The organism is Pseudomonas tolaasii NCPPB 2192 (genome assembly GCF_002813445.1).
Taxonomy (GTDB): Bacteria; Pseudomonadota; Gammaproteobacteria; order Pseudomonadales; family Pseudomonadaceae; genus Aquipseudomonas; species Aquipseudomonas tolaasii.
This window is the reverse complement of record NZ_PHHD01000001.1, coordinates 375365-386910: the sequence shown is the minus strand read 5'-3', so window position 1 is coordinate 386910 and position 11546 is coordinate 375365. Positions and strand designations below refer to the sequence as shown.

Here is an 11546-nt window from a genome sequence, read left to right as displayed (position 1 = left end):
GCGCGCCCCGCGAAAACCCTGCTTCGTGGGGTTTTCTGCCGCTGTGCTATCGTTGCGGCATCACCTTGAAAACACCTGAGAGTATTGCTGCATGAACGTGGCTGTCTCGCCCGCAGAGCGCAGTTTGAGCTGGAGACGCATGTTACTGGTGGCGCTGCTGTGCCTGTTCGTGCAACGGGCGTTTGCCCAGACGCCCAGCCTGGCAGACCACCGCGCCCAGGCAGTGACGCAAGTGGTACTTGGCATCCTCAGCTACGCGCGTTGGCCGGTGGAGCCCGTGCAACTGCGGTTGTGCATCGTCGGGCCGACCCAATACACCGACGACCTGGTCAAAGGCACCACCCAGGCCACCGGCCGCCCGGTAGTGGTGCGGCGTTTGTTGGCCGACAATCCCGATATCGTCAGTGCCTGCGATGCCGTGTACATCGGCAAACTCTCCGATGCCGAGCGCAGTCGCCTGTTCGCTTCCTTGATCGGCCACCCGGTGCTGAGCATCAGCGAAGGCGGCGACCAATGCACGGTCGGCAGCCTGTTCTGCCTGCGTGTGGCGGATGAGCAAGTGTCGTTCGAGGTCAACCTGGACTCCGTCGCCCGCAGCGGCGTGCGCATTCACCCCAGTGTTTTGCAGTTGTCGCGACGTCGAGCGCCCGCGCCATGACCCCAGTGAAAGCGCGGCCGACGCTACGTTCGGTCATTGGCCGTGGGCATCTGGTCCTGGCGCTGGTGGCGGTGGCTCTGGCCAGCGTGTCGCTGACCCTGCTCGGCGTTTTGGCGCTGCGCGTTTACGCCGATCACAACCTGCACCTGATTGCGCGCTCCATCAACTACACCGTGGAAGCAGCGGTGGTGTTCGATGACAGCTCGGCAGCCACCGAGGCGCTGAGTTTGATCGCCTCCACCGAGGAAGTGGCCCAGGCCGAGGTGTTCGACGCCAATGGCAAGTTGCTCGCGCAATGGATACGGCCGGACACGGGCATGTTGTCGCGGGTTGAGCTGGGCCTGGCGCACGCCTTGCTCGAACAGCCGATCAACCAGCCGATCCTGCACCAGGGCAAAACCATCGGCAGCATCCATGTGGTCGGCCATGGCGGCAGCCTGCTGCGCTTTCTGCTCAGTGGCCTGGCGGGCATCTTGATCTGCACTGCCCTCAGCGCCTGGGTGGCCCTGCACCTGGCGCGGCGCCTGCTGCGTGGCATCACCGGGCCGTTGCAACGGCTCGCCGCCGTGGCCCACGCTGCCCGCAGCGAGCGCGACTTTGACCGCCGCGTGCCACCGGCGCAGATCGCCGAACTCGACAGCCTGGGCAGCGACTTCAACGCCCTGCTCGGCGAGATGGAGGCCTGGCAAAGCCACCTGCAAAGCGAGAACGAAACCCTCGCTCACCAGGCCAGCCACGACAGCCTGACCGGCTTGCCCAACCGTGCGTTCTTCGAAGGCCGGCTGATCCGCGCCCTGCGCAGCGCCGCCAAGGTCAACGAGCAAGTGGCCGTGCTGTTTCTCGACAGCGACCGCTTCAAAGATATCAACGACAACTTCGGCCACGCCGCCGGTGATGCCGTGTTGGTGGCCGTCGCCGAGCGCGTGCGCGCGCAATTGCGTGAAGACGATTTGGTCGCACGGCTGGGGGGCGATGAATTCGCCATCCTGCTGGCGCCGTTGCACAAGGCCGAAGACGCCCGGCGCATTGCCGACAAGATTATCGCCAGCATGGACGTACCGATTGTAGTGCCCGGCAACACCCAGGTATTGACCTCCCTCAGTATCGGCATCGCCATCTACCCTGATCATGGCGCCACTCCCGGCACCTTGCTCAATGCCGCCGACGCGGCGATGTACCAGGCCAAGCGGCTGTCTTCGGGCGGCCAGCACACGGCGGAGGCGGAGCCTGCCGCTGCCAATGTTCAACACAGGAGTTGATCCCTTGTTCTCTACTGCGCGTTTTATGTTTATCACCCTGCTGCTGGCCTTCCTGGCCCTCGGCGGCTGCCAGACCGCGCCGCCCAAGGGCCTGACCCCGGCGCAAGTCGCCGTCCTCAAGCAGCAAGGCTTTGAGCTGACCGACGAAGGCTGGGCGTTTGGCCTGTCCGGCAAAGTGCTGTTTGGCAGTGATGTGGAAAGCCTCAACACAGCCAGCACCGACATCGTCGAGCGCATCGGCAAGGCCCTGGTCAGTGTGGGCATCGAACGCGTACGCGTGGACGGCCACACCGACGCCTCGGGCAAGGAACCCTACAACCGGCAACTGTCCCTGCGCCGCGCGAAAAGCGTGGGCAAGGTGCTGACGGGGGTGGGCATGAAAGAAGAAAGCATCCAACTGCGCGGCCTGGGCAGCAGCGAGCCGGTGGCGTCGAATGCCACGGCGGCAGGGCGTACCGAAAACCGGCGAGTGTCGATAGTCGTCATCGCTGACTAGCCGCCCCCGTTCCAGCTTGAAATGCAATCCAATGTGGGAGCTGGCTTGCCTGCGATAGCGGTCCATCAGCAAGGAATGTGCTGACTGACCCACCGCCATCGCAAGCCAGCCAGCCTTTAGTCCGCAAACCGCATCTCTCTTGTCTCCCCCATCAACAACCCCTGATTCTGCTCCGTCACCTCCCGGATGTAGTCCCACAGCAACGTAATCCGCTTCAACTTCCTCAAATCCTCCCGGCAGTACATCCAGAACTGCCGTGTGATCGCAATCTGCTCCCCCAGCACCGGCAGCAACCGTGGGTCCTGCGCCGCCAGAAAGCACGGCAGTATCGCCATCGACCGCCCTTGCTGCGCCGCCACGTACTGCGCGATCACGCTGGTGCTGCGCAAACTCGCGCTGGCGCCGGGCACTACGTTCGCCAGGTACAGCAACTCCGAGCTGAACGCCAAATCATCCACATAGCTGATAAACGGATGCTCAGCCAGATCCGCCGGTTTGCGGATCGGCGGGTGTTGGTCGAGGTATTCCTGGGTCGCGTACAGCTGCAATTTGTAATCGCATAATTTGCAGCACACATAGGGCCCGTGTTCCGGGCGCTCCAGGGCGATGACGATATCGGCTTCGCGCTTGGACAGGCTGATGAAGTGGGGCAGGGGCAGGATGTCCACCGAGATGGCCGGGTAGGTGTCGACGAAATGGCTCAATTGCGGCGTGACGAAAAAACTGCCGAACCCTTCGGTGCAGCCCATGCGCACGTGGCCGGACAACGCCATGCCGGAGCCGGACACTTGTTCGCAGGCCATGTGCAAGGTGCTTTCGATGGATTCCGCGTACCCCAGCAAACGCTGGCCTTCGGTGGTCAGCACGAAGCCGTTGGTCCGGGATTTTTCGAACAACAAGGTACCGAGTGACACTTCCAGTGAGCTGATGCGCCGCGACACCGTGGTGTAGTCCACTGCCAGGCGCTTGGCGGCCACGCTGGCCTTGCGGGTGCGGGCCACTTCGAGGAAAAACTTCAGGTCATCCCAGTTCAGGGAGCCTAGTGACGTGATGTTTTTTTGCATATTGGTCCGGCTTTTATGTGCGTTCTTATTAGAGATTTGCACATCTATACTCGAAAAACAGTCCGAACGCCTCATTCCCAAGGCGATTCACGCGCCTTGTCTCTGCATAACTACAAGATTGGAGACCACATGAACGCTTCTGCCGATATTTCCGTGCAACAGGTCAAGTTGCTGATCAATGGTGAATGGGTCGAGTCCAACACCACCCACTGGCAAGACATCGTCAACCCGGCCACCCAAGAGGTGCTGGCCAAAGTGCCGTTTGCCACCGCCGATGAAGTCAACGCCGCCATCGACGCCGCCCATCGCGCCTTCCAGACCTGGAAGCTGACGCCGATCGGCGCGCGCATGCGCATCATGCTCAAGCTGCAAGCCTTGATCCGTGAACACTCCAAGCGCATCGCCGTGGTCCTCAGTGCCGAGCAGGGCAAGACCATTGCCGATGCCGAGGGCGATATTTTCCGTGGCCTGGAAGTGGTCGAACACGCGTGCTCCATCGGCACCCTGCAGATGGGCGAGTTCGCTGAAAACGTCGCCGGTGGTGTCGACACCTACACCCTGCGCCAGCCGATCGGCGTGTGCGCGGGCATTACCCCGTTCAACTTCCCGGCGATGATTCCGCTGTGGATGTTCCCGATGGCCATCGCGTGCGGGAATACGTTTGTCCTCAAACCGTCCGAGCAGGACCCACTGTCGACGATGCTTCTGGTTGAGCTGGCGCTGGAGGCCGGGGTGCCGGCGGGCGTGCTCAACGTGGTGCATGGTGGCAAGGACGTGGTGGATGCGCTGTGCACCCACAAAGACATCAAGGCCGTGTCTTTTGTCGGTTCGACCGCTGTCGGCACTCACGTGTACGACCTGGCCGGTAAACACGGCAAGCGCGTGCAATCGATGATGGGCGCCAAGAACCACGCCGTGGTGCTGCCGGACGCCAACCGCGAACACACCCTCAATGCCCTGGTCGGCGCCGGTTTTGGCGCGGCGGGCCAGCGTTGCATGGCCACCTCGGTGGTGGTGCTGGTGGGGGCGTCCAAACAATGGCTGCCGGACCTGAAAGCATTGGCGCAGAAACTCAAGGTCAATGCCGGTAGCGAAGCGGGCACCGATGTGGGCCCGGTGATTTCCAAGCGCGCCAAGGCACGCATTCTGGAGCTGATAGAGAGCGGCGTGAAAGAAGGCGCCAAGCTGGAGCTGGATGGCCGCGACATCAAGGTGCCGGGCTTCGAGCAAGGCAACTTTGTCGGCCCGACCCTGTTCTCGGGTGTGACCACCGATATGCAGATCTACACCCAGGAAATCTTCGGCCCGGTGCTGGTGGTGATTGAGGTTGCGACTCTCGACGAGGCCATCGCGCTGGTCAACGCCAACCCGTTCGGCAACGGCACCGGCCTGTTCACCCAGAGCGGTGCGGCGGCGCGCAAATTCCAGAGCGAAATCGATGTGGGCCAGGTCGGCATCAATATCCCGATTCCGGTGCCGGTGCCGTTCTTCAGCTTCACCGGTTCGCGCGGCTCCAAGCTCGGCGATCTGGGCCCGTACGGCAAGCAAGTGGTGCAGTTCTACACCCAGACCAAAACCGTCACCAGCCGCTGGTTCGATGACGACACGGTCAACGATGGCGTCAACACCACCATCAACCTGCGCTGATTCCGGGAGACGACCATGAACATTGCATTTATCGGCCTGGGCAACATGGGCGCGCCGATGGCCCGCAACCTGATCAAGGCTGGGCACGCGCTGAACCTGTTCGACCTGAACCAAGCCGTGCTCAAGGAACTCGCCGAACTGGGCGGCACCATCAGCGACTCGCCGCGTGATGCGGCCACCGGCGCTGAACTGGTGATCACCATGCTGCCCGCCGCCGCCCACGTGCGCAGCGTGTGGCTCAATGAAGACGGCGTGCTGGCAGGCATCGGCAAAGGCGTGCCGGCGGTTGATTGCAGCACCATCGACCCGCAGACCGCGCGCGATGTAGCGGCTGCTGCGGCCAGGCAAGGCGTGGTGATGGCCGACGCGCCGGTCTCCGGCGGCACCGGTGGCGCCGCAGCAGGGACGCTGACCTTCATGGTCGGCGCCACCCCGGAACTGTTCGCCACCCTGCAACCGGTGCTGGCGCAGATGGGCCGTAACATTGTGCATTGCGGCGACGTCGGCACGGGCCAGATCGCCAAGATCTGCAACAACCTGTTGTTGGGCATCAGCATGGTCGGCGTCAGCGAAGCCATGGCCCTGGGCGACGCACTGGGCATCGACACTCAGGTGCTGGCGGGGATCATCAACAGCTCCACCGGGCGCTGCTGGAGTTCGGACACTTACAACCCTTGGCCGGGCGTGATTGAAACGGCGCCGTCGTCCCGGGGTTACACAGGCGGCTTCGGTGCCGACCTGATGCTCAAGGATCTGGGGTTGGCTACCGAGGCTGCACGCCAGGTGAAACAACCGGTGATCCTTGGCGCCGTGGCTCAGCAGTTGTACCAATCGATGAGTCAGCGCGGGGAAGGCGGCAAAGACTTCTCGGCTATCATCAACAGCTATCGCAAACCCCAATAGGGATTTTCCGGGGCCCGCGTCGGGCGGGTCCCCGGGTTTTTGGTTGATACAGCGCTCCTCCCTTTCAAGGTCATTCTGCGCCTGCCGCTCGCCCCCTCTTTTTGAGAATACCTTCTTCTTCCGTAAATGGCGGAGGCCTCTTTGCGCCCTGAAATTAATACACCCTATATACCTATATAGGCTTCAGTTATTACTAATCGACTAACTAGTTGGCGTAAACTTTTAGGTGCTGAATGTATTGCTGAAATATGATTTTACAAGTTTGTAATATTGATGAAGGGTGCCTGTTTTTTATAACGGTCTCGTCACTCGGTTCGCAGTGGGAGAGTGCTTCGTTATCATGCTGTGATAATGGATTAATACACAATGTGCGATCAGTGTGCGGTGAGTGTTTTGTTTAAAGGCTCATGTTTAATGTGTGTTTAGTTTTCCCTTTGATGTTGACTATCGCCTCGTTAGTATCGGCCTCGCGGGCGTTGTCGGCGGCGTCATGTCTCGAGAGTTCCCGCTCAATCGTTGTACTTTTTAAAGTTGTGCAGGTGTGTCAGAGATGGCTAACGAAAGGAATCGTACATCGGGTATCCCCGGGCACTCGGCCACATCGGCCGACGCTGCCCGGGAGCTTGAAAAGGCCCGTCTCGCGGCCCGCCATCTCTCCCGATTACTTGATCTCTGGGCTTGCGGGCATACCAGCCCCTCTCCTGAATCCGCGCCAACACGTTGCACGTCTGAGTGGGTCGACGTGCAACCGCGTGAAGAAACCGGCGTGGGTTGACTCGCGCGGATTCTGAACAGCCCTTCAATAACGCAACAACACGTTTAGTGCTCGGCGGTCATGACCGCCGTGGGCATTCGCTCGCGCTGAACTCTGCGTGTCCATCGATAGAAACGGGTGAAAGATGAAAAACATAACAATTGTCGACAAGGCGACGGGGACGGCGACGGAACATGCCTTTGGCAATGCCAGCCTTAAAGGAACCAGCATTGTAAAACTGCCCTTCGGACCGGAAAACGTTCAAACCTTTCAACAATCCGGCCAGAACTTGGTGGTCACTCTGAAGTCTGGAGAAACCGTCACTATTCAGAACTTTTTTGTGGTGGGCGCCGACGGCGCGACGAACCAACTGGTTCTGGAGAACGCCGACGGAACACTGTTGCTGGGCAACTATTCCACCCCGTATTCGGGCTTCAACTTTACCCAGATTTCAACTCTTGACGACTTGGGCGTTGCCGCCATCGCCGCCGACAGTTCGATCCCGAGCTGGGTGCTGTGGGGGCTGGGGATTCTTGCTGTAGGCGGTGCCGCAGCGGCCATCGGTGGTGGCGGGGGTGGGGGCGGTCATCATGATGCACCGCCGCCCGTCACGCCGCCCGCGACACCGCCAGGGGCGGCGGGCGGGTTGTCAGTGAACAGCGCGGGCACAGTCCTCAACGGTAAGGGCCAGGGCGGTACCACCGTGACGGTCAAGGATGCTGCCGGCAATGTGATCGGTACCGGGACTGTCGGTGCAGACGGTAATTTCCAGGTCAACCTGGGCACGCCGCAAACCAATGGCGAAACCCTGCAGGTGGTCCTCAAGGATGCGTCGGGCAAAGAGTCGGTGCCAGCTACGGTTGTAGCGGGTGACACGACCGCGCCTGCTGCCGCCACAGGGCTGGAAGTCAGCCCTGACGGCACCATTCTCACCGGCAAGGGCGAACCCAATGCCACTGTCACCATCACCGACGCCAACGGCAACGTGATCGGTACCGGCACGGTGGGGGCTGACGGCAATTTCCAGGTCACCCTGACTACGCCACAAACCAACGGCGAAACCCTAAACGTCGTCCTCAAGGATGTCGCCGGCAATGAATCTCCCGCCAGCCCCGTTGTGGCCGGTGACACCACCGCGCCCGCCGCGCCAACCGACCTGACGATCAGTGCCGACGGCGCAACGGTCAGCGGCAAAGGTGAGCCCAACACCGCAGTGACCATCAAGGACACCGGCGGCAACGTGATCGGCACCGGAACTGTGGGAGCCGACGGCACCTTCCAGGTGTCACTCAACACCCCGGCGACCGAGGGCGAGAGCCTGCAAGTCACCCTGACCGATGGCGCCGGCAATCAATCGCTTCCCGGTGGCCTGCTGGTTGCAGACATTGAAACGCCGCTGGCGCCCAGGAACCTGTCGATCAGCGAAGCGGGCGACACCCTCAGCGGCGAAGGCTCGGCCAATCACGACGTCACGGTGCTCAACGACGCCGGCGAAGTGGTCGGCACCGGCACCGTGGGGGACGACGGTACCTTCGTACTTCAACTCAATTCATTGCATGTCAACGGCGAGCGCCTGAGGGTTTTCCTCAAAAACTTTTCCGGCAAGGAGTCGCTGCCAGGCACCGCGTTCGCGGGCGACACCATCGCTCCCGACGCCCCGACCAACCTGGCGGTCAGCCCGGAAGGCACCACCGTCAGCGGCAAGGGCGAGCCCCGCGCGACCGTTACCGTCAAGGATGCCGACGGCAACGTCATCGGCACCGGCACCGTGGGTGACGACGCCAACTTCCAGGTCACCCTGGACCCGCCTCAAGTCAACGGCGAAACCCTCAGCGTCACGCTGACGGATGCGTCGGGGAACGAGTCTGTTCCGGCTACCGTGGTTGCGGTTGATATAGACGACAACGATGCCGATGCCGATGCCGATGCCGATGCCGATGCCGATGCTGATGCCGATGCCGATGCCGATGCCGATGCTGATGCTGATGCCGATGCCGATGCTGACGCTGACGCTGACGCTGACGCCGATGCCGATGCCGATGCCGATGCTGACGCCGACGCCGACGCCGACGCTGATGCCGATGCCGATGCCGATGCCGACGCTGATGCTGATGCTGATGCTGATGCTGATGCTGATGCCGACGCTGATGCTGATGCTGATGCCGACGCTGATGCTGATGCTGATGCCGATGCCGATGCCGATGCTGACGCTGACGCTGACGCCGATGCGGATGCGGATGCGGATGCGGATGCTGATGCTGACGCCGATGCCGATGCCGATGCTGACGCCGACGCTGATGCCGATGCCGATGCCGATGCCGACGCTGATGCTGATGCCGATGCCGATGCCGATGCCGATGCCGATGCTGACGCCGATGCCGATGCCGATGCCGACGCTGATGCCGATGCCGATGCCGATGCTGATGCCGACGCCGATGCTGATGCTGATGCTGATGCTGATGCTGATGCTGATGCCGACGCTGATGCCGATGCCGATGCCGACGCTGATGCCGATGCCGATGCCGACGCCGACGCCGACGCCGATGCCGATGCCGATGCCGACGCCGACGCCGACGCTGATGCCGACGCCGACGCCGACGCCGACGCCGACCTCGAAGCCTTCGACGACCTCGCCACCAGTGAAGTGACGATCAAACCCGTCACCTCCAATACCAACCTGGCCGATATGCGTGTCTTCACCCTGTTGGGGATCGGCGGGATCATCCTGGGCGATCACACCAAAACGCAGGAATTCTCGGTCTCCGAGGGGGCCACTGGCACGCTGAACCTGCAGTTCGCCCAGGCGGATCTGGTCTCACTGTTGGGCGGTGGTTTCACTGCGATTCTGGAAGTGAGCGACGGTGCCGGTGGCTGGCTGCCGGTTCAACAAGGCAGCAACGGTTCGGGCTTGCTCGACCTGCTGGGCCTGTTCGGCCAAAGCTCCAGCGCCAAGATCGAAGGGCTGGAAGCCGGGCAATACCGCTTCACCCTCAAGCTCGATCCGAACCTGGTGAGCATTGGGGCGGGTGCGACGGCCAACTTGAGTGTCACCCACGAAAGCCTGACTGATTTCACCGGCGAAGCGGGGCCGGAAATTTCCGGCAACGTCATCACCGACCCAGGCGTAGGCGGCCAACCGGATGTGCCGGGCAATGGCGGGCCGGTGAAGGTGCAGGTTGAGGTCGGCGGCGAGTTCGTCGATGCCGATGCCACCACCGGTACGGTGCTGCAAGGTCAATACGGTCAACTGACGATCTTCGCCAACGGCGACTACAAGTACACCCCGAATGGCGATATCGCCAACATCGGCAAGGTGGATGCTTTCGAGTATCACCTGGTCAATGGTGCCGGCGGTTCGGCTTCAGCCACCTTGTACGTGCGCATCGACAGCCCAAGTGTCGACGTGACCTGGAACGATGCCAACCCATCGGCGCCGGGGGTTATCAACACGGTTGCCAACGATGACCTGGGTTCGGCGCAGATCGAGATCGTCAACCTGGTGACCGAGACGACCGCACCGTCCTTGACCTACAACCTGCCGGCACTTGGCACGGGAACGGGAACGGGGCAAGTCATCGTCGTCGCGGCAGATTCCACCGCTGTGTTGAAAGTCGATGTCAGCGCCACCGGCATTACGCTGTTGCCGACCACCACCGTCAACTTGCAAAAGCTGATTGACGGTACGTGGACTACGGTGCAGACCACCACCGAAGCGTCGCATACGTTCACCGGGCTGGACGCCGGTTCGTATCGCGTCACCGGTTCGACCGGGTCGGTGCTGTCGCTGAGTGCAATCACGATTGCCCAGAAACTGACCACCACTTCGCTCACGCAATTTGTGACGGGTGACATGGCCAATGCCACGGGTGATCTGTTGGCTAACAGCCTGTCGGGGCCGGATGTGCTCGGCTCGCCGCTGACGGTGTTGAGTGTGCTGGTGAACGGGGTCTACGTGATTCCCGGGCAGACCGGGGCGAAAGTTGAGGGTGAGCATGGCACGCTGACCGTGTTTGCCGATGGCAAGTATGTCTACACCCCGCATGCCGGCCTGACGCTGGATGAGATTGGCCAGGTGGATAAGTTCACCTACAAGCTCACCACGCCAACCGGGCAGTCAGACACCGCCGACCTGTACGTCCGCATCGACTCGCCAGACCGCGACCTGGTCTGGGACGACGCCAACCCGGGTGCGCCCGCCACTGAAGGCGCTGGATTTGCCGCCGCCCACAGTGCGGTGGACCAGGCGGCGGATGACGGTGCCAACGCTGACGCAGACCACCACGATGCCGTGGCGGTCGATGACACCGACTTCACCCATGTCGATGCTGGCACGGGGGCGGATGGGTTGCTGTGGGAGGGTGGCGATGCGGCCATCAACCTCACCGACCTGATCGGCAAAGTCAGCGGTGTGCACAGCATCGACCTGAATGACGTCAGCGCGGTTGACCTGACCCTGAGCCTTGAAGACCTGGTGTCCATCACCGGGCCTGAGTCGGATCGTTTGATGATCCAGGGCGACGACCAGGACAGCGTGCACCTGACCGGCGACTGGTCGAGCGGTGTGACCCAGGTAGAGAACGGTCTGGAGTACGTGGTCTACACGAGCCCCGAAGATCAGACCCATCAGCTGTGGGTACAAAGCGGCATCAACGTGGTGTAACGCCACCCCCGACGACCGGGCCGTCTGGCCCGGTTTTCATCACCAACGGTCGTGCAGCAACAGCGCGTGACGGATGTGTGTCACGCGCCGTTGTTGTCCCCATCC

General features: G+C 62.0%; 7 protein-coding genes. 6 read left to right on the top strand and 1 reads right to left on the bottom strand.

Features of this window, described 5'->3' with window-relative positions:
* Positions 1 to 91 precede the first annotated feature (91 nt).
* The 3 genes from yfiR to yfiB are packed head-to-tail and all read left to right on the top strand — an operon-like array spanning position 92 to position 2413.
* A complete protein-coding gene (gene yfiR / locus ATI14_RS01875) occupies positions 92 to 658 on the top strand; it encodes a regulatory sequestration protein YfiR (protein ID WP_017255868.1) in 567 nt (188 codons plus the stop codon).
* Positions 655 to 1917, top strand: coding sequence for a diguanylate cyclase DgcN/YfiN (gene dgcN, locus ATI14_RS01870; RefSeq protein ID WP_080520595.1), 1263 nt, complete (start codon positions 655 to 657; stop codon positions 1915 to 1917). Before yfiR ends, dgcN begins: the two co-directional genes overlap by 4 nt.
* Positions 1918 to 1921: 4 nt before the next feature.
* Positions 1922 to 2413 (top strand): outer membrane lipoprotein YfiB, encoded by a 492-nt coding sequence (yfiB, locus tag ATI14_RS01865; RefSeq protein ID WP_080520594.1) that lies wholly within the window; start codon positions 1922 to 1924, stop codon positions 2411 to 2413.
* Positions 2414 to 2529: 116 nt separating this feature from the next.
* Here yfiB and ATI14_RS01860 read toward each other — a convergent pair whose 3' ends face one another.
* On the bottom strand, positions 2530 to 3477 hold the full coding sequence (locus tag ATI14_RS01860; protein ID WP_016971853.1) for a LysR family transcriptional regulator: 948 nt from the start codon (positions 3475 to 3477) through the stop codon (positions 2530 to 2532).
* Positions 3478 to 3606: 129 nt separating this feature from the next.
* Between ATI14_RS01860 and ATI14_RS01855 the strand changes: the two genes are divergently transcribed.
* The 3 genes from ATI14_RS01855 to ATI14_RS31505 all read left to right on the top strand — a co-directional run bounded on the left by ATI14_RS01855 (position 3607) and on the right by ATI14_RS31505 (position 11441).
* Entirely contained in the window at positions 3607 to 5124 is a 1518-nt protein-coding gene (locus tag ATI14_RS01855) for a CoA-acylating methylmalonate-semialdehyde dehydrogenase (RefSeq protein ID WP_016971852.1), read from the top strand.
* A gap of 15 nt (positions 5125 to 5139) precedes the next feature.
* The gene (gene mmsB, locus ATI14_RS01850) at positions 5140 to 6027 is read left to right on the top strand and encodes a 3-hydroxyisobutyrate dehydrogenase (RefSeq protein WP_016971851.1); all 888 of its coding nucleotides are present in this window, start codon (positions 5140 to 5142) and stop codon (positions 6025 to 6027) included.
* 899 nt (positions 6028 to 6926) lie between these two features.
* A complete protein-coding gene (locus ATI14_RS31505; RefSeq protein WP_208634723.1) occupies positions 6927 to 11441 on the top strand; it encodes a BapA/Bap/LapF family large adhesin in 4515 nt (1504 codons plus the stop codon).
* Positions 11442 to 11546: the final 105 nt, after the last annotated feature.

What these genes read in the sequence shown, in the direction of transcription:
- yfiR (WP_017255868.1), top strand. Translation starts at nt 92, where the DNA reads ATGAACGTGGCTGTCTCGCCCGCAGAGCGCAGTTTGAGCTGGAGACGC.
- dgcN (WP_080520595.1), top strand. Translation starts at nt 655, where the DNA reads ATGACCCCAGTGAAAGCGCGGCCGACGCTACGTTCGGTCATTGGCCGT.
- ATI14_RS01860 (WP_016971853.1), bottom strand. Translation starts at nt 3,477, where the DNA reads ATGCAAAAAAACATCACGTCACTAGGCTCCCTGAACTGGGATGACCTG.
- ATI14_RS01855 (WP_016971852.1), top strand. Translation starts at nt 3,607, where the DNA reads ATGAACGCTTCTGCCGATATTTCCGTGCAACAGGTCAAGTTGCTGATC.
- mmsB (WP_016971851.1), top strand. Translation starts at nt 5,140, where the DNA reads ATGAACATTGCATTTATCGGCCTGGGCAACATGGGCGCGCCGATGGCC.
- ATI14_RS31505 (WP_208634723.1), top strand. Translation starts at nt 6,927, where the DNA reads ATGAAAAACATAACAATTGTCGACAAGGCGACGGGGACGGCGACGGAA.